Below are 19,349 nucleotides of genomic sequence, written 5' to 3' on the forward strand. Positions count from 1 at the left end.
GTTGACTTTTGGCACGCTGTTGAGTTCTCAAGGAACGGACGCTTCCTTCGTACTCACCCTCTCGGGCTTTCCTCCGGGCGCTTCCCTTCGGTGTTTCCGACTCTATCAGACCTTTTCTCGGTCCGATTTCCTCGGTGCTTTCCAGGGTCTCGCTCTCGCGTTTCCCTTTCCGGCGCTTCCGACTTTATCAGATCCTTTCGGCGTCTGATTCCCCGTCAGAAGGGGGTTGTCTTCCCGGCCGTTGGGCCGTTCCGACGTTTCAAACCTTAGCGGATCCTCTCGGCGATTCCCAATCGGGGTTTGCGTCCCGAGTGGTGCAAGCCGAGTCCCTGGAAACGGTGCGAATTGAATTCGGGCACGCCGAAATCGACCCGTTCGGGAGATCGTGCTGGTGGTTTGGGTGCCGCTGACGCGGCGGGAGTGTTGCCGCTCGACCGTTACGGCCACGCGACAACCCGCAGAACTTTACGAGTCCGGCGAGGGGCTGTCAACACCCCCTGTCAAGATCTTTTAATCGAGGTCGCTGAGGCGTCCGCCCGCGTCCGGCTGGGCGTGCTCCACCCTGCGCAGGAGTCGGGTCAGCACCTCGCCCAGCAGGCCCCGCTCCTCCGCCGAGAGGTCCTGGAGCAGGTCGGCCTCGAAGACCGAGGCGAGGTGCATGGCTTCCAGCCACTTCTCACGGCCTTCGTGGGTCAGCTCCACGATGACCCGGACGCGGTTCTGCTCGTCCCGCTCCCGGGTGACCAGGCCCTCCGCCACCATCCGGTCGATGCGGTGGGTCATGGCGGCCGGGGTCAGGCCGAGTCGTTTGGCGAGGTCGCTGGGGCCCAGGCGGTAGGGAGTGCCGGCGAGGACCAGGGCCTTCAGGACCTCCCACTCCGCGTTGCTGATGCCGAGGGCGGCGGTCTGGCGGCCGTAGGCGACGTTCATCCGGCGGTTCAGGCGGGACAGTGCCGAGACCACCTTCTCGACCTGGGGGTCCAGGTCGTGGAACTCGCGTTGGTAGGCCGCTATCTGCTCGTCGAGGCTCGGCTCGTTGCCGATGGCAGGGCCGGCTGCGTCGGGGGTGTCGGGGTGGTCGCCCATGGTCCGCAGTATCGCACGATGACGCTTGGTCTTAAAGTCCTTGGAGGTGTAGTGTTTACCTTCGAAATTTATCTTCGAAGTCTTCAGTTCTGAGTACTGGGCCTGCACTGACCGGCCCTACGACTTGAGAGAGGTGAACGTGACCAGGGCGATGGGCGCAGCGATGCGCCGGATACACGTGGGCAACGCACTCAGCGCGTTCGGGCTCGGCTTCACCGTCCCCTACCTGTACGTCTATGTGGCGCAGGTGCGGGGGCTCGGTGCCATGACGGCGGGGACGGTTCTCGCCGTCTTCGCCGTGGCCGCGTTGATCGTGCTGCCGTTCGCCGGCCGGGCGATCGTGCGGCGTGGCCCGCTGCCGGTGTTGCTCGGCGCCCTGGTCGTGGCCGCGCTCGGGGCGATGGGCCTGGGTCTCGCGGCCGACGCGACGGCCGTACTGGCCGCCGCGACCGCGCTCGGGGCCGGGCAGGCCGTGATGCAGCCGGCGCTCGCGACGATGATCGTGGACTGCTCGACGGCGCAGACGCGGTCGCGGGCGTTCGCGACGCAGTTCTTCCTGCAGAACCTGGGGCTCGGTGTCGGTGGCCTCATCGGCGGTCATCTCGTCGACACCACGCGCGTGTCGTCGTTCACGCTGCTGTTCGCGATCGAGGCGGCGATGTTCCTGCTGCTGGCCGCGGTGCTGTCGACGGTGCGGATACCGCACTCGTCGCCGGCCGGTGACGGGTCGCGGCCGTCGGCTCGGGGCAGCTGGCGGCAGCTGCTGGGCAACCGGGCGATGGTGCAGCTGGGCGTGCTGGGCTTCGTGCTGTTCTTCGCCTGCTACGGGCAGTTCGACTCGGGGCTGAGCGCATACGGCGTGGAGGCCGCCGGGGTGTCCACGTCCGCGCTGGGCACGGCGCTGGCCGCGAACACGGCGATGATCGTGGTGGCGCAGTTCGCCGTGTTGAAGTTCGTGGAGCGGCGCAGGCGGTCCCGGGTGATCGCCGCCGTGGGGCTGATCTGGGCCGTGGCCTGGGTCGCCGCCGGGTACGCGGGGCTGGGGCACGGCAGCCAGGAGATGGCCACGGCCGCGTTCGTCTCGACGTACGCCCTGTTCGGGCTGGGTGAGGCGATGCTGTCGCCGACCGTCGCGCCGCTGGTGGCCGATCTCGCGCCGGAGGGGATGGCCGGGCAGTACAACTCGGCCTTCGCCCTGGTCAAGCAGCTCGCGCTGGCGGTCGGTCCGGCGGTGGGCGGGCCGATGGCGGCCGCGCTGCACGGGCCGTACATCGTGACGTTCCTGCTGTTCTCCCTGGGGATCACTGCGCTCGCGGTGCGGCTCGGGCGGAGTCTCACGGAGGTCCAGGACCGGCCGTGGCTCGCCGCGAGGAGCAGGGTGGTGGCCCAGGGTGCCGCGCCGCGCGGTTCGGCGCGGTCCAGTCGCTCCGGTGTGTGAGGTCCGTGACCGCAGCGGGCGATGCGGCGGTCACGGGAAGGGGACCGTCGGGGGAAAGGGGACGGTCGGGTCGGGGGCGGCTTCGGGTCAGGGGCGGGGGAGCGCGAACTCGCACCAGACGGCTTTTCCGCCGCCCGGTGTTCTGCGTGATCCCCAGCTGGCGGCGATCGTCGCCACGATGGCGATGCCCCGGCCCGACTCGTCCCCCGGTTCGGCACGGCGGCGCCTGGGGAGGTGGTCGTCGCCGTCGGTGACCTCGACGATGAGGCGGCGGTCCGTGCGGCGCAGCCGCAACCGCATGGGCGGGGTGCCGTGCTGGAGGGAGTTGGCGACCAGTTCACTGGCCGCCAGGACGCCCAGGTCGTGCAGGTCGGTGGGGAAGCGCCAGCTCGTCAGGACGCCGGAGGCGAAGGCACGCGCGCGTGGGGCCGCCTCCACTCCGCCGAGGAGTTCCAGGGCGGCGTTGCGGAAGAGTTCGCCGTCGGTGCCGGTGCGGGCGGGGTGCTGGAGGACCAGGACCGCGACGTCGTCGTCGTGGTCGGCCATGACGCCGGCCGAGCGGACCAGGCGGTCGCACATCACCTGAGGGGTGCCGATGGCGCCGGCCAGGGCGTGTTCGAGCGCCGCGATCCCCTCGTCGAGGTCCGCGTCCCGGCGCTCGACGAGGCCGTCCGTGTAGAGGACCGCCGTGCAGCCGGGGCCCAGCGGGACCGAGCCGGAGGCGTGGATCCAGCCGCCGGTGCCGAGCGGCGGGCCGGTCGGTTCGTCGGTGCGCAGGACGGTGCCGTTCTCGTCGCGGACCAGGATGGGGAGGTGGCCCGCGGAGGCGTACACCAGCCGGCCCTCGTTCGGGTCGTGGACGGCGTACACGCACGTGGCGATCTGGTTGGCGTCGATCTCGGCGGCGAGGCCGTCGAGGAGCTGGAGGACCTCGTGCGGGGGGAGGTCGAGGCGGGCGTACGCGCGGACCGCGGTGCGCAACTGGCCCATCACCGCCGCCGCCCGCACCCCTCGGCCCATCACGTCGCCGATCACCAGTGCCGTGCGGCCGCCGCCCAGGGTGATGACGTCGTACCAGTCGCCGCCGACCGCGGCCTCCGTGCCGCCGGGCTGGTAGGTGGCGGCGATGCGCAGGTCGTCGGGTTGCTCCAGTTCCTGTGGGAGGAGTGAGCGCTGCAGGGTCACCGCGGTCTCGCGCTGCCGGCGTTCGCTGGCACGGAGGCGTTCGGCGGCCTCGGCGTGGTCGGTGACGTCGGTGGCGAACACGAGGACGCCGGTGCCGTCGCCCTGCTCCGCGGCGGGGGTGCAGGTGAACGTGTAGGAGCGGCCGTCGACGGCCTTGCGGGACTTGAGCGTGCGGGGCTTGCCGCTGCGCAGGACCTGGTCGAGGAGGGGCAGCAGGCCGAGTTCGGCCAGCTCCGGGAGGGCTTCGCGGGCCGGTTCGCCCAGCGGACGGGTGCCGAAGGCGGCGGCGTACGCGTCGTTGACGTACGCGATGCGGTGGTCGGTGCCGTGCACCAGGGCGACGAGGGCCGGGACGCGGTCGAGGACGTCACGGGCGGGGAGTCCGTCGACGGCGGGCATGGGGACCGGTTCGTCGGTCAGTTGTTCGGCACGGGCCGCGGGCACGGAGCCTTCCCCCCGCCGGTCCGGGGAGACCGCGTGTTCGGTCCGCGCTGCCGCGCGGCGCTGCGTTCCGGGGAGCCGGGCGCTCCAGCGCGTGAAGTTCACTTGGGAAGAAGCCTCGTGGGTGCTGAGGACGGGCGGGTGCCCGTCCGAGGTCGTGGGGCAGTCTGGCAGTGTGTCGGACCGCGGCGACATCCGTCAGACGCCGGGGCGGGCCGTGGAGTTCCTCAGTCCGGTCAGTTCGACCCCTTCGGGTCGTCCGAGGGGTCGGGGTGAAGCTTTCCGCCGGCCGCGAGTTCGAACTCGGCTCGGGGATGTTCGAGCGAGCCGAGGGAGACGATCTCCCGTTTGAAGAGGCCGGAGAGGGTCCATTCGGCGAGGACGCGGGCTTTGCGGTTCCAGGTGGGCACCCTGCTGAGGTGGTAGACGCGGTGCATGAACCACGCAGGGTAGCCCTTCAGCCTGCGTCCGTAGATCTGGGCGACGCCCTTGTGCAGTCCGAGGGAGGCGACGGACCCGGCGTACGAGTGGGCATACGTCTGCAGGGGTTCGCCGCGCAGGGCGTGGACGATGTTGTCGCCGAGGACCCTGGCCTGGCGGACCGCGTGCTGGGCGTTGGGGGCGGTCAGGGCGCCGGGTTCGGCCGCGGTGACGTCGGGGACGGCCGCCGCGTCGCCCGCGGCCCACGCGTGCTCGGCACCGTCGACGGTCAGCTGGGCGGTGCACTTCAGACGCCCGCGCGCGGTGCGGGGGAGATCGGTGGCGTCGAGGAGGGGATGCGGCTTGACGCCGGCGGTCCAGACGACCGTACGGGTGGGCAGGCGCTGGCCATCGCTGAGGACGGCGACGCGGCCCGCGCAGGATTCGAGGCGGGTCTCCAGGAGTACCTGGATGTTGCGGCGGCGCAGTTCGGTGACGGCGTAGCGGCCCATCTCCGCACCGACCTCGGGGAGGATGCGGTCGGCGGCCTCGACGAGGATCCACTTCATGTCCTCGTGCCGGACGTTGTGGTAGTAGCGCGCGGCGTAGCGGGCCATGTCCTCCAGTTCGGCGAGCGCCTCCACGCCGGCGTAGCCACCGCCCACGAAGACGAAGGTGAGGGCGGCGTCGCGGATGGCCGGATCGCGGGTGGAGGAGGCGATGTCCATCTGCTCGATCACGTGGTTGCGCAGGCCGATGGCCTCCTCGACGGTCTTGAAGCCGATGCCGTACTCCGCGAGGCCGGGGACGGGCAGGGTGCGGGAGACCGAGCCGGGGGCGAGGACGAGTTCGTCGTAACCGATCTCGTCGGCGCCGTCGCCCTCTTCGTCGGTGGCGAGGGTGGTGAGGGTCGCGGTGCGTTTCGTGTGGTCGATGGCGGTCACCTCGCCGACGACGACGTGGCACCGGTCAAGGACACGACGCAGCGGTACGACGACATGACGAGGGGAAATCGAACCGGCGGCTGCTTCCGGCAGAAACGGCTGGTACGTCATGTACGGGTCGGGCGTGACGACGGTGATCTCGACATCACCCTGCCTGAGCTCCCGTTTCAGCTTCTGTTGCAGGCGCAGGGCGGTGTACATCCCGACGTAGCCGCCGCCGACAACGAGAATGCGCGCACGTTCCTTCACCATCCCATGACGCACCCGGCGCTGGTGTTTGTCCACAGCCCCGGCAATTTGTGTGACCGGTGGTTCTGTGGGTCCGTGCTCGGCGCGGGCCTCGGCGTGGAACGAAAGCGGGCAGGTCAGCGGGGGCGTACGGGAGGGCATGGGGGTGTGCAATCCGGACGAATGTGCGCCGTACTCCGATCGGGGGGCGCTCCGTGCGGAACCTCCCTCTTCTGAATTGACCCCCTCTCAACTATGTTCGTGTCGACGGGGTGTAGGGGATGTGGTCGAACGGAGCCGCGACGGGCGGTCACGGTCGTGCCACAGTGCCCGTTCCGAGCACTCCGGATTCAGTGGCGCGGAGTCTCCGGGGGGAGACGTCATTTAACCGGGGGAACGGTATGCATATTCAGGACACGCATCATTGGTCATCCTCATCAGCCGTCGCGCCCGGGGGCGCGGCGGGCGGCTCCGCGGCGACCGGCGCCGCGGTGGGCTCCGCGGTGGGCGGCGGACGGCCGGACGTGCAGCGGGCGGCTCCGCTGCGGGTGGACGCACAGCGCAATCTGGAGCATGTGCTGCGAGCGGCGCGCGAGGTCTTCGGCGAGCTGGGCTACGGCGCGCCGATGGAGGACGTGGCGCGGCGCGCGCGGGTCGGCGTCGGCACGGTGTACCGGCGCTTTCCCAGCAAGGACGTCCTGGTCCGGCGGATAGCCGACGAGGAGACGTCCCGGCTGACCGACCAGGCGCGGTCGGCGCTCGGGCAGGAGGACGAGCCGTGGTCGGCGCTGTCGCGGTTCCTGCGCACGTCGGTGGCCTCGGGCGCGGGGCGGCTGCTGCCGCCGCACGTGCTGCGGGTCGGGGTTCTGGACGAGACCACTGCCGGGTCCGACGAGGCACGGGTGCCGCAGCAGCGGAGCCAGCCGGGCACGGGTGAGCTGCGGCTGGTGCCGGAGGACCCGGCGGTCGCCGAGGACTCGGGGGCGGCGGCGCTGCTCGACGTGGTGGGCCAGCTCGTGGAGCGGGCGCGCACGGCGGGCGAGCTGCGACCGGACGTGTCGGTGTCGGACGTCCTGCTGGTGATCGCGACAGCCGCGCCCTCGCTGCCGGACGCGGCCCAGCAGGCGGCGGCCTCCGCACGGCTGCTGGACATCCTGCTGGACGGGTTGCGGTCGCGGCCTGCGTGAGGGGTGGCGGTTCGCGGGTTGTTCGGGGTTCGCGGGGTGCGGGCGCGGCCTGTGTGGGGGGCGGTGGTTCGCGGGGTTCGCGAGGTGTGGGCGCGGGCCGCGTGATGGCTGACGGTTCGCAGGGTTTCGCGGGGCACGGGCGCGGGCCCTGCGACTGCGGCGGTTCGTGGGGGGAACGGTTGTGGCTCGTGTGTGACGGCCGGTGATTCACGGGTTGTGGTTGTGGCTCGTGTGGCGGTCAGTGATCCATGGGGTGCGGTCGTGGGTCGTAGCAGAGGTGGCGGCTCGCGGGCTGCGGTCGTGAGCCCGTGGCCAACGGTTCATGGGGTGCGGTCGCGGCCCCGGTGGCGGCCACGGGGCTTCGGTTGCAGGCCAACGGCCACGGGGCTTCGGTTGCAGGCCAGGTGAGGGCCCGCGGTTCATGGGTGCGGTCGTGGCCGTGTGACGGACGGTGATTCGTGGGCTGTGGTCGTGGTCCGGGTGCGGGCCGGTGGTCGTGAACGGCATCGTCGGTGGAGGGGAGCGTGAGGTGCGGCGCGGGGCGCTATGGTCGGTCAAGTCCCGGTCGGGGCGGGCCAGTTGAGTCTGCCCCGAGCGGGTGGCCGTCAGTACCACGGGATGCCAAGTCCGCTCGGACGAGTGGATGACTTGTCCGAGGGGTTCTGAACAAAAGCCAATATGGCACTCTGACCCGGTGATCGGGTCGGGCTGGGCGGGCTGCGGGGGCTTTCCACGATGAGCGTTGACGGGCGGGACGAGTCACGCGGCGAGGGCGACACGGGATCGGAGGGGCCGGACTCGCCGCAGGTGCCGAGCCAGGGCGGCCGGGCGGACGCCCAGCGGCCGGGACCCGGGCGAGTCGGACCGGTGGAGCGCAGCGTCCCGACGCAGCGCGAGGGCAGCGTCCTGCCGCCGCGCGAGCTGCCGCCGGCCGACGGCGAACTCATCGCCCTGATGCGCTCGGGCGACGACAGCGCGTACGAGGAGCTGTACCGCAGGCACGCCGACGCGGTGCGCCGCTACGCCCGGACCTGCTGCCGCGACGCCCACACCGCGGACGACCTGACCGCGGAGGTCTTCGCCCGGATGCTCCAGGCGGTGCGCGGCGGCTCCGGCCCCGAGTACGCCGTACGCGCCTATCTGCTCACCTCCGTCCGGCGGGTCGCCGCGCACTGGTCGAACTCGGCCCGGCGCGAGCACCTGGTCGACGACTTCGCGGTGTTCGCGGCACAGGCCGTGCGGACGTCCGAGGTGTCCGGCGACGACACGCTGGACCTCGGCGCCGATGTGCGCACCATGCACGAGGCCGAGCAGTCCATGGCCATGCGGGCGTTCCGCTCGCTGCCCGAGCGCTGGCAGGCGGTCCTGTGGCACACCGAGGTGGAGGACGAGTCACCCAGCGATGTCGCCACCCTGTTCGGTCTGGACGCCAACGGCACGCGGGTGCTCGCCAGCCGGGCCCGTGAAGGGCTCAAGCAGGCATATCTCCAGGCCCACGTCAGCGCCGCTCTCGTCGGTGACGAGGGGTGCGCCCGCTATGCCGACCAGCTCGGCAGCTACGCCCGGCGCAAGCTGCGCATCCGCGCCGAGCGGGGGCTGCGCAAGCATCTGGAGGAGTGCGCCAGGTGCCGGCTGGCCGCCGCGCAGATCGAGGAAGTGGCGAGCGGTATCCCCGCCGTCGTCCCGGTCGCGGTCATCGGCTGGTTCGGCGCCGCCGGGTACGCCAAGGCGCTCGGGCTTCTCGCCGGTGGCGCCGGAGTGGGCGCGGCGGGTACGGCCGCGGCGGCGACGAGCGGTGGTTCCGCGGGCGGGAGCGCGGGCGGCGGCGCGGCGGCCTCGGAAGGGGTGGGCGCGCCGATCAAGGCCGGTATCGCGGCGGGTGTGGTCGCGGTGGCCGTCGCCGCGGTGGCGCTCGCGCTGACGAACAACAGCCATCCGGCGAAGGAGGTGGCCAAGCCGTCGCCGTCCCCGTCGGTCGTGCAGCCGGAACCGCCGGCGCCCGCTCCACCCGAGCCGAAACCCGTGCCCAAACCCGAGCCGAAGCCCGCGCCGAAGCCCGCGCCGAAGCCCGTGCCGAAGGTGCCGGTCTCCGTTCCCCGGCCGGTCCCGACGCCGACGCCCACCCCGTCACCGCCCCCGTCGCGGACGCCCAGTCCGAGCCCCGAGCCGACCAAGACGCCTTCTCCCACACCCACCCCCACCCCCACCCCGACTCCGCCCCCCACGCCCACTCCGCCGCCCGCGCCGACCGTCTACCAGTGGAGCGAGCTGCGCTACGACATCACCGGCGACGGCACCGAACCGGAGATGCGGCTGGCCGGCAGCAGCTGGGTGTGGCAGCGGACCGCCGTGTCCATCGCCGGCCGGACCTACGCGCACGGCGTGACCGTGCACGGCAGGTCCTCCGCCACCATCGACCTCAACCGCACGTGCTCGGCCTACGACGCGCTGGTCGGCGTGGACGACCTGACCCTCGGCCTCGGCAAGGTCTATTTCTCCGTCTACGCGGACGGCGTCCGGCTGTGGAAGTCCGGGCTGGTCGCGGGCGGCGACCCGGCCGTCCCCGTCCATGTGAACCTGACCGGGCACAAGACCGTACAGCTGGTGGTCGAACCGCACAGCGGCCCCCTCGACGCCCTCGCGCTGGCGGACTGGGCCAACGCCAGGCTCACCTGCCAGTAGGGACAGCGGGGGCGGAAACGTTCACCTGGCGGCAGGGGGAACGCGTTGACCTGCCGCCGGGACGCGGAATGCATTCACCCGCCGCCAGGGTGCGGACCGCCTTCACCTGCCGCCGGGGCGCGGAACCCGTTCACCTGCCGCTCGGGGCAGCACGCCCGGTGGTGGTGTGCTGTCCGCCGAGCTGTTCCAGGACATCGTCCACGGTGAGCGCGGCGCCGCAGGCGCGCTCGGCCGTGCAGCGGTCCGCGGGCAGGCTCTCCCGGGCGGCGGCCTCGATCCGCTCGGCCTGTGTCCGCTCCGGCAGGGGGCGCGGCCGGCCGGCCCGCCAGTGGTCGGCCGCCGCGAGCAGCCGGAGTGCACCCGGCAGGTCACCGAGGGCGGCCAGCAGCTGCGCCCCGATGTCCGCGAGCCCCGCGGTGACCGTCTCGGCGCACCGCTCCGCCACCGCCTCCCGCAGGGCACCGACCAGGATCGGCAGGCCCTGGCCCGACCCGGACTCCGCTGCGGTGATCAGGGCGTCGAGGGCGCCCAGCGCGCTGGTGAACTGGGGTGGCGGGGTGCCACGCACCGCCTCCGCACGCGCTGCGTCGCACAGTTCGCGCGCGCCGGTGGCGTCGCCGCCGTCCAGCGCGATGTGCGCCCGCAGCATCAGGGTGAACGAAAGCGCGTCCGCCACCCCGTACCGTTCGGCACTCTCGCCCGCCTCGTCCAGGGCGGCCAGGGCGCCCTCCCGGTCGCCGGAGCGGTAGGCGATCTCGGCGAGCCGGGAGACGAGGAACGGCGACTCGGCCCAGGCGCCTACCTCGCGGGCGAGCCGCAGCGCCTCCTCGTACTCGCTCCTGGCCTCCTCGAACCGGCCGCGGGCCAGGGCTGCCTCCCCGGCCGCGCTGCACACCTGCGCGCGCATCCAGCGATCGCCCACCCGACGGCTGAGGATCCGCAGCTCCGCCAGGTCGTCGTCGACGCCCCGCAGGTTGCCCGGTGAGTCGACGACCATGTGGGTGCGGAACATCAGGATGACGCCGACCTCCCAGTCGCCGCCGTACGCACGGCAGTTGGCGAGCGCCGCGTCCATCGTCGGCCGGACCTCGACCGGATCGTCCAGGAAGTACGCGACCAGCGGCCACACCAGGCCCGGCATCCGGGCCGCCCGTGGACCGCCGTACCGGAAGGCGTCCCGCACGCGGGTGATGTAGGCCGGGGTCCGGTGGTCCGTCGCGAGATCCGAGGTGCCGGACTCGAAGGCCAGGAACGCGTGCAGCATCCGCAGGTCCATGCGCAGGGCCTGCCGTGGATGCCGGGCCTGCTCGTCGGTGGCGGCGAGGAAGGCGGCCACCGGGTCGGCGCGCTCGATGAGCCGGGGCAGTTCGCCGGCCGGAGCACCGTCGGCCACGGCGTCCAGGGCGGCACCCAGCCGCAGCACGAGGTGCACCCATTCGACGGCCTCCAGACGGTAGTTGCGCAGCCACCAGAACCAGCCGATGGCGACGACGATCGCTCCGGCGTCCTCCTCCCGGCAGTCGCGCACCGCACGCCGCAGGGCCGCGCGGATGTTGTCGTGCTCGCTCTCCAGGCGGCCGATCCACGGCAGTTGCTCCGCCGAGCGCAGCAGCGGCTCGGCCCGCTCGGCGAGGACGCGCACCCATGCGCAGTGCCGCAGTTCGGCCGCCGCACGCTGCTCGGGTGCCTCGTCCGCGCGCCCGGCGGCGTACTCGTGGATGGTCTCCAGCATGCGGTAGCGCATGCCGCCGGTGCTGGTGCCTGCACCTGTGCCAGCGCCAGTGCCTGTGCCGTAGGCGTGCGGGCCGTTTTGGACGTGCGGGTGGCCGAGGGGCCGGGCGCCGTCGGGGGTGGCCACGATCAGGGACTTGTCGACGAGTGCCCCGATCAGGTCGGCCGCGGGGCCGGTGCACACGGCCTCGGCCGCCGTGAGGTCCCAGCCACCGGCGAACACCGAGACCTCGCGCAGCGTCGTCCGCTCGGCCTCGTCCAGCAGGTCCCAGGACCAGTCGACGACCGCGCGCAGGGTCTGCTGGCGGGGCAGGGCCGTACGGCTTCCGGAGGTGAGGAGGCGGAAGCGGTCGTCGAGCCGGTCGGCGATCTGCCGGGGGGTGAGCAGTCGCAGCCGGGCGGCGGCGAGTTCGACAGCGAGGGGCAGGCCGTCGAGACGCCGGCAGATCTCGGTGACGGCCTCCTCGTCCCGGAGCACGACGGCCGCGTCGGGACGGACGGCGGTCGCGCGCTCCGCGAAGAGGCGGCGCGCCTGCTCGGGGGTGAGGGGTTCGACCGGGCGCACCGACTCGCCGGGGACGCCCAGGGGTTCACGGCTGGTGGCGAGGATCGTGAGCCCCGGGCAGCGGGTGAGCAGGGTCTCGGCGAGGGCGGCGGCCGCACCGATGACGTGTTCGCAGTTGTCAAGGATCAGGAGTTGGCTGCGCGGGGCGCAGTACTCGACGAGCAGGGCGACCGGGTCGCTCTGCGGGGTCACCAGGTCGTTGGTCATGAGCACGGTCTCGCGCAGACCGAGCGCGCTGACCACCGCGCCAGGCACCGCCTCCGGCTGGTCGAGCGGGGCCAGCTCGACGAGCCACGCCTGCGGAAGCCCCACGGCGGCTTCCTCGGCGAGACGGGTCTTTCCCGAGCCGCCCGGTCCGGTGAGGGTGACGAGGCGGGCCCTGTGCAATTCCGAACGAACGGCTTCGAGTTCGGGTTCCCGGCCGACGAAGGAATTCAGCCGGGGGCGGATGTTGCCGGTGCGCTCGGGGGGCGGGGCGAGGGAGGCGGCGGGCACGGCCTGCGCCGGTACGGCCGTCGGTGGGCTCTGCGTCAGCAACGTGCGGTGCAGCTCGCGGAGTTCCCGGCCGGGGTCGGTGCCGAGACCGTCGGAGAGGGTGCGGCGGGCCGTCTCGTACGCGGCGAGGGCGTCGCCGCCGCGGCCGGCGTCGCGCAGGGCGCGGACGAGGAGGGCGTGCAGGGACTCGTCGTAGGGGTGGGTCGCGGTCAGCTCGCGCAGCTCCGGTACGACGTCGTGGGCGCGGCCGAGCCGGAGCGCCGCCTCGGCCCGGGCCCGGACCGCCTCCAGGCGCAGCGCGTCGGCCCGGGACGCGGCGGTGCGGTCGGGAAGGTCGGCGAGCGCGGGGCCGCGCCAGAGGGCGAGCGCTTGGGTGAGGGTGTGGGACGCGGTGGCCGGGGCGCCGGTCTCCAGGGCGGCGGCGCCGTCGCGCACCAGCCGTTCGAAGACGAACAGGTCGATGTCGTCGCGGGCCGCTTCGAGGCGGTAGCCGCCCGGTACGGAGGTGACGGTCTGCCTGCCGAGGGCACGGCGGAGGCGGCCGACGAGCGCCTGGAGGGCGGCCGTGGCGTCCCGGGGCGGGTCGTCCGCCCAGACCGCGGCGATGAGGGTCTCGGAGGTGACGGTGCGCCCGGGGCGCAGGGCGAGGGCGGTGAGCAGCGTACGGAGCCGGGGGCCGCCGACGGGCACGCCGTCGCCCGCTTCGTCCGTCGTTTGGGCCACTCCCAGGATTCTGTACCGCACCGGGCCATTGTCGCCGGGTGCGCCGCCGGGGACACGGGGGTTTCGCGGAGGAGGGGCGGGCGAGGGGCCGCGGCATACGGGGGCCGCCGTACGAGAGCCGCTGTACGAGAGCCGCTGTACGAGAGTCGGCGTACGGGGGGCCGCGCCGCGCAGGTCGCCGTCGGCGGTGTACGGCCTTCTCGGCCGGCCCCGGGCAGCAGCCGCTCATCCGCCGGAGGCGAGCGCTCCCCGTCTGGGGGCTATGCCCGCCGGGACCGCACGCGCGCGTGCCGGTGTGCCGGTCCAGCAGGTGCCGCGGCGGGCCAGGAGGCGGCGCAGCCACAGCTCCAGGGAGACCAGGTCCGCGAGGCCGTCCAGGGGCAGCGGTTCGCCGGCCGCCGCGCCGCGCAGCGCCTTGCGCACCACCCTGCCCTCGATCAGGCCCGCCTCCGCGAGCAGCGGGTCCGTGAAGAGGGAGATCAGCGAGTCCGCGGCGACCCGCAGGCCGGTGCGGGCGGCGGCGGTCGAGGAGGCGTGGGAGGGGGCGCCCCAGCCGGGCGGGAGGTCGGTGACGCCGGCGCCCTCCAGGACCGTACGGAGGATCTCGGCGCGGGCGCCCGGCTGGACGCGCAGGGCCTCGGGCAGGGCGCGGCAGGCGCGCACGACCTGGTTGTCGAGAAAGGGCGCGTGCAGGCGCTGGGAGCGGACCTCGGCGGCCTGTTCCAGGACGCGCAGATCGGCGGCGTGCCGGGCGAGGGCGGCACGCGCGCGGTAGTCGCCGGGGCGCTGGCCGGGGCCGACGCCCGAGCGGTTCGTCGCGCTCTGAAGAAGAACCGATACTTCAGCCAGCGCCTCTCCGGTCAGCCAGCGGGCCGCCGGTCCGGGTCTGGCCCAGGTGAGCGCGGCGAGGGAGGCACCGACCGCGCCACCGGGGTCCTCGAAGCGACGGCGCAGCAGGCGGTCGGCGAGCGTCTCCACGCCCTCGTGATAGGGCGTCCGGGCCAGTCGCCGCGCCGCGCTGTACACGCGCGCGGGGACCAGCACCGAGCCGTCCGCCTTGGCCAGCGCGGCGACCGGGCGCACCAGGTGGCGCCGCTTGCGGTCCATCAACAGGTCCGCGAGGCGCGCGGGATGCGCGTCCAGGACCTGCCGGGCGCCGTAGCCGGTGAAGTGGTCGGCGCTGCCCGCGGCCAGGCGCACGCGGTGCCGGGCGGCCGACACCAGGGACGGCCCCGGCTCGTCCGTCAGCGGGCCTTCCAGGTCGCCGTACGGGAGCAGTTCCTCGCCGCCGGTCACCACCACGTGGTGCAGGCGCGGGTTGGCCGCGAGCGTCCCCGCCCGTTCCAGCTCGGCCTCCCGGCCGCCCACGGCGAGGTCGTTGAAGGTGACGGCCAGCAGGCGCTCGCCCGCGCCCGTGCCGTGTCCCAGGAGCGTGCCCGGTCTGCCCGGCAGGCCGGCCGCCAGCAGGGCGAGCGTCCCGGAAGCGGGACCGCCGGACAGGTCGGCGCCGATCCCCGGTACCGGCATTCCGCGCGCGGCACGCCGTTCGGCGGGCCCCATGCCGGGCACGGGACCGGGGTCCATGTCGGAGCCGGGTACGTGCCGGGGTGCGGCGAGACGGGTGCGTACGGCCTCCACGAGCGCGTCGCGCACGGCGTCCACGGCGCTGTCCGGATCGGCGGGCGGCGCCGCCACCGCGAGGGAGGAGACCGGCTCGTACCCGGCGACCTCGCGCGCACCGGCGCGCAGGATCAGCGCATGCCCCGGCGGTACGCGGCGCACGCCCTCGTACGGGGTCGAGTCGTGCAGCGCGGCCGGTACGTCCGGGGCCGCGAGCAGGGCCGCGAGGTGGCCGAAGTCGAGGTTGGCCTCGATGAGGTCGGCGAGCGGCAGGGCGGCGGTGGCGTAGGCGGTACCGCCCGCCCAGGGGGTGTGGAACACCGGGCGGGCGCCGGCGAGGTCACCGCAGACGGTGATGCGGCGGCCGACCTTGACGACGGCGGTGTAACTGCCCGGCCACGCGGTCAGATGGCGCAGTGCGCCCCCGCGCGCGGTGAACAGACCGAGCCGCAGTTCCTCGTCGGAGGCCCCGCAGGTGCCCAGTACGGCGATCCGGCTCTCCGCGTCGGCCTTCACCACGCGCACCTCGTCGGGCCGCCAGTCGCCGACCGCCCACAGCGGATCGGGGTCGCCCCACAGGAGCTGGGAGCCGATCGGGTGCAGGGTCTCGCCGTCGTATCCGGTGGTGCCCGCGGAGCCGGGCCCGAAGGCGCCCGCGGCGGCGCTGCTCCATCCCACCAACCACCGCATCGCCGCCTCCACAGGCTGTGGACAACCAGTGCCACCGTACGAACCGGTTCACCATGCTGCCATGAACAACGCGGCCCCGAGGGGCGGTGGCACGGCCTTCGATCGGGGGAACGCAACCACGCGCGCGTGCCCGTGACGAAGCGAATCCCCGTACGGTACAAAGCGGTTGCGACGCGAATGCGCCCCCAAATGCTCCCCAAAAAACGCCCTTAGCGCCCTCAACATCCATGGTCGGAGCGGTAGTCACCCGCACGGGACAGGGGCGAGATTCAGCCAATTCCCAGTCACGGGGACAGCCGCGCACACGCTCCGTACAGGCTCTGCGCAGCGCACGAGCGGCACGGCGGAGCGCACAGTCCGGGAGGCGGGCATCGCCTCCCGGACCGGTCCGCCACCCGCGGGGATGTAGGTGACGGTATCCCCCAGCCCACTGGATCCAGTACAGCGGGCCGACCCACGCACCAGCCATGGAACCGCTCCCGGGGTGGCCGGAGTAGAGCGCACGGGCAGGCGCACGGCCACACGGCGGGGGCACGTCGCGAGGGCCCGTGCACGGTGCGTACAGGACCCGTACTCCCGTACGGACCACAATCCCGCCATCCGGAACAATGCCCCTTAACGCTTGGGATGCGGCGAACTACGCTGGGTTTACGAATGCCGCGTGGTTATGCCACCGCGCGGCAGCCGTCTGTGTCGAGGGGTGGCGCATGTCCAGGGAGCAACGCGGGCCGAACGAAAAGCTCGGCACCGTTCTCGCCCTCGCGGGAATCAGCAACGCAGGACTCGCACGACGCGTCAACGACCTTGGCGCTCAACGCGGGTTGACTCTTCGCTACGACAAGACGTCGGTGGCACGCTGGGTGTCGAAGGGGATGGTGCCGCAAGGAGCGGCGCCGCACCTCATCGCCGCCGCCATCGGCCAGAAGCTCGGCCGCCCGGTGCCGCTCCACGAGATCGGCCTGGCGGACGCGGATCCCGCCCCCGAAGTGGGCCTCGCCTTCCCCAGGGACGTAGGACAGGCGGTGAAGTCGGCGACGGAACTGTACCGTCTCGATCTCGCCGGGCGCCGGGCCGGCTCCGGCGGCATCTGGCAGTCGCTGGCGGGTTCGTTCGCGGTGAGCGCATACGCAACGCCCGCCTCACGCTGGCTGATAACCCCCGCCGACAGCTCGGTGGCACGCGAGGCGAACCCGTCCGAGGGCTCCGGGGCACCGATCAAAGTCGGCCACAGCGATGTGCAGAAGCTGCGGGAGGCCGCCGAGGACGCCAGGCGCTGGGACTCCAAGTACGGAGGCGGCGACTGGCGTTCGTCCATGGTGCCGGAGTGCCTGCGGGTGGAGGCGGCGCCGCTGCTGCTCGGCTCGTACTCCGACGAGGTCGGCCGGGCGCTGTTCGGCGCGTCCGCCGAACTCACCCGGCTCGCGGGCTGGATGGCCTTCGACACCGGCCAGCAGGAGGCCGCGCAGCGCTACTACATCCAGGCGCTGCGGCTCGCGCGCGCGGCGGCCGACGTCCCCCTCGGGGGGTACGTGCTGGCCTCCATGTCCCTCCAGGCGACCTACCGGGGCTTCGGCGACGAGGGCGTCGACCTCGCGCAGGCCGCGCTGGAACGCAACCGGGGCCTGGCCACCGCCCGCACCATGAGCTTCTTCCGCCTGGTCGAGGCACGCGCGCACGCGCGCGCCAGTGACGCGCAGGCCGCCGGCACAGCCCTGAAGGCGGCCGAGGGCTGGCTGGAGCGGTCCCGTGAGGGCGACAACGATCCGTCCTGGCTCGGTTTCTACTCCTACGACCGGTTCGCCGCCGACGCCGCCGAGTGCTACCGCGACCTGAAGGCACCGCGCCAGGTCCGCCGCTTCACCGAGCAGGCGCTGTCGAAGCCGACGGAGGAGTTCGTGCGCTCGCACGGCCTCAGGCTCGTCGTCTCCGCGGTCGCCGAGCTGGAGTCGGGCAATCTGGACGCGGCGTGCGAGCAGGGCGTGCGGGCCGTGGAGGTCGCGGGCCGCATCTCGTCGGCGCGGACGACCGAGTACGTGAGGGATCTGCTGCACCGGCTGGAGCCGTACGGGGACGAGCCGCGGGTGGTCGAGCTGCGGGAACGGGCCCGGCCGCTGCTCATGGCTCCCGCGTAGGGGGGTCTGGGCGGGGGGCGCCTGCCTGGCGGGGGGCGCCTCCTGCCTGGCCGGGGTGGTGTTCGGCCGACGGGTCGTGGGGGGTACTCGCGCAGTTCCCCGCGCCCCTCCGGGAGCGTCTGCCTGGCCGAGGTTGTGTCCGGCCAACAGGTCGTGGGGGGTACTCGCGCAGTTCCCCGCGCCCCTCCGGGAGCGTCTGCCTGGCCGAGGTCCTGTCCGGCCTACAGGTCGTGGGGGGGTACTCGCGCAGTTCCCCGCGCCCCTTCAGGAGTGCCGGGTCTACCCCGCACAGGAAGGTCGCGCAGGCCGCCGCGCGCGGTCCCGGGGGCTCCGGTCTGCCGGGCGGTGCCGCGTTTGAAGCCGTTGTCAGTGGCGCAGTGCACTATCGGAAGCGGGAGGTGGTGCAGGTGCGGTCGGAAATCGCGTACGACTGTGACGTGCTGGTGGTCGGCGGCGGGATCGTCGGTCTGTCGACGGCGTATGCGATCACGCGTGCCGCACCGGGCACCCGGGTGACGGTGCTGGAGAAGGAGGCGGGTCCGGCCCGGCACCAGACGGGGCGCAACAGCGGGGTCATCCACAGCGGGATCTACTACCGCCCGGATTCGCTCAAGGCGCGGTACGCGGTGCGGGGCGCGGCCGAGATGGTGAAGTTCTGCGCGGAGTACGGCATCGCGCACGCCGTCACCGGCAAGCTGATCGTCGCCACCGAGCGGGCCGAACTGCCCCGGCTGCACACGCTCGTGCAGCGCGGCCGGGAGAACGGCATCCCGGTGCGGGAGCTGGGCCCCGCGCAGATCAGCGAGTACGAGCCGGAGGTGCGGGGACTCGCCGCCATACACGTCGGGACGACGGGGGTGTGCGACTTCGTCGGGGTCGCCCGGCAGCTGGCCAGGGCGTCCGGGGCGGAGATCCGGTACGGGGCGCGGGTCGTGCGGGTCGACCGCCGTCCGGAGCGCGGCGTCGCGGTCCTGACGGCCGCCGGGGACGTCGTGCGCGGCCGGGTCCTGGTGAACTGCGCCGGGCTGTACTGCGACGAGGTGGCACGGCTGACCGGGGACGAGCCCGGGATGCGGATCGTGCCGTTCCGGGGTGAGTACTACGAGCTGGCGCGGCCCGAACTGGTGCGGGGTCTGGTGTATCCGGTGCCGGACCCGGCGTTCCCGTTCCTCGGGGTGCATCTCACCCGCGGGATCGACTCCGGCGTGCACGTCGGCCCCAACGCGGTCCCGGCCCTGGCCCGGGAGGGGTACGGCTGGGGAACCGTACGGCCGGGCGAGGTGGCCGGGACGGTGGCCTGGCCCGGCGCGTGGCGGATGGCCGGACGGCACTGGCGGTACGGCGCGGGGGAGATTCGCCGGTCGGTGTCGAAACGGGCGTTCGCGGCGGCGGTGCGCAGACTCCTGCCGGCCGCGACGGAGGACGACCTGGTGCGGGCCGGAGCGGGGGTGCGGGCGCAGGCGGTGCTGCGGGACGGGACGCTGGTGGACGACTTCCTGATCCGCGAGGGGCCACGCACGGTCCATGTGCTGAACGCGCCCTCGCCCGCGGCCACCGCCTCCCTGCCGATCGGAAGGGAGGTGGCGCGCCGGACGCTGGCCGCGCTCGGAGTGCCGTGAGACGCAGTCCGCCGCGGTGACCCGACGGACGGCGTGGCCCCACTGAAGCAGGGCACACCCACCGGCACACAATCAGGCCCACGAACAGGCACATCATCAGCCCCAGAAACAAGCGCACGAACAAGCGCACAAACGGGCATACAAACCACCACTAAAATCGACT

General features: G+C 73.1%; 10 protein-coding genes. 5 read left to right on the forward strand and 5 right to left on the reverse strand.

Annotated features, from left to right (window positions below; genetic code table 11):
* Positions 1 to 510 precede the first annotated feature (510 nt).
* A complete protein-coding gene (locus ACFY2B_RS41045) occupies positions 511 to 1,086 on the reverse strand; it encodes a MarR family winged helix-turn-helix transcriptional regulator (RefSeq protein WP_390768169.1) in 576 nt (191 codons plus the stop codon).
* Between the two features lie 139 nt (positions 1,087 to 1,225).
* Here ACFY2B_RS41045 and ACFY2B_RS41050 point away from each other — a divergent pair, with 139 nt between their 5' ends.
* Positions 1,226 to 2,524: an MFS transporter gene (locus tag ACFY2B_RS41050; RefSeq protein WP_390768208.1), complete on the forward strand. Its 1,299-nt coding sequence runs from the start codon at positions 1,226 to 1,228 to the stop codon at positions 2,522 to 2,524.
* A gap of 87 nt (positions 2,525 to 2,611) precedes the next feature.
* Here ACFY2B_RS41050 and ACFY2B_RS41055 read toward each other — a convergent pair whose 3' ends face one another.
* Positions 2,612 to 4,255: a SpoIIE family protein phosphatase gene (locus ACFY2B_RS41055; protein ID WP_390768170.1), complete on the reverse strand. Its 1,644-nt coding sequence runs from the start codon at positions 4,253 to 4,255 to the stop codon at positions 2,612 to 2,614.
* A 131-nt stretch (positions 4,256 to 4,386) separates the two neighbouring features.
* Complete coding sequence (locus tag ACFY2B_RS41060; RefSeq protein ID WP_390768171.1) at positions 4,387 to 5,766, reverse strand: NAD(P)/FAD-dependent oxidoreductase; 1,380 nt, start codon at positions 5,764 to 5,766, stop codon at positions 4,387 to 4,389.
* A 377-nt stretch (positions 5,767 to 6,143) separates the two neighbouring features.
* Here ACFY2B_RS41060 and ACFY2B_RS41065 point away from each other — a divergent pair, with 377 nt between their 5' ends.
* Together ACFY2B_RS41065 and ACFY2B_RS41070 are read left to right on the forward strand one after the other, a co-directional pair.
* Positions 6,144 to 6,929: a TetR/AcrR family transcriptional regulator gene (locus ACFY2B_RS41065; protein ID WP_390768172.1), complete on the forward strand. Its 786-nt coding sequence runs from the start codon at positions 6,144 to 6,146 to the stop codon at positions 6,927 to 6,929.
* Positions 6,930 to 7,664: 735 nt separating this feature from the next.
* On the forward strand, positions 7,665 to 9,611 hold the full coding sequence (locus tag ACFY2B_RS41070; protein ID WP_390768173.1) for a sigma-70 family RNA polymerase sigma factor: 1,947 nt from the start codon (positions 7,665 to 7,667) through the stop codon (positions 9,609 to 9,611).
* A 130-nt stretch (positions 9,612 to 9,741) separates the two neighbouring features.
* Here ACFY2B_RS41070 and ACFY2B_RS41075 read toward each other — a convergent pair whose 3' ends face one another.
* Positions 9,742 to 13,146 (reverse strand): BTAD domain-containing putative transcriptional regulator, encoded by a 3,405-nt coding sequence (locus ACFY2B_RS41075; protein ID WP_390768174.1) that lies wholly within the window; start codon positions 13,144 to 13,146, stop codon positions 9,742 to 9,744.
* A gap of 204 nt (positions 13,147 to 13,350) precedes the next feature.
* Positions 13,351 to 15,435, reverse strand: a complete 2,085-nt coding sequence (locus ACFY2B_RS41080) for an asparagine synthase-related protein (protein WP_390768175.1) — start codon at positions 15,433 to 15,435, stop codon at positions 13,351 to 13,353.
* Between the two features lie 707 nt (positions 15,436 to 16,142).
* Between ACFY2B_RS41080 and ACFY2B_RS41085 the strand changes: the two genes are divergently transcribed.
* Positions 16,143 to 17,567: an MFS transporter gene (locus ACFY2B_RS41085; RefSeq protein ID WP_390768176.1), complete on the forward strand. Its 1,425-nt coding sequence runs from the start codon at positions 16,143 to 16,145 to the stop codon at positions 17,565 to 17,567.
* Between the two features lie 398 nt (positions 17,568 to 17,965).
* The gene (gene lhgO, locus ACFY2B_RS41090; RefSeq protein ID WP_390768209.1) at positions 17,966 to 19,186 is read left to right on the forward strand and encodes an L-2-hydroxyglutarate oxidase; all 1,221 of its coding nucleotides are present in this window, start codon (positions 17,966 to 17,968) and stop codon (positions 19,184 to 19,186) included.
* Positions 19,187 to 19,349: the final 163 nt, after the last annotated feature.

It is taken from the genome of Streptomyces sp. NPDC001270, from assembly GCF_042896695.1.
Classification (GTDB): Bacteria; Actinomycetota; Actinomycetes; order Streptomycetales; family Streptomycetaceae; genus Streptomyces.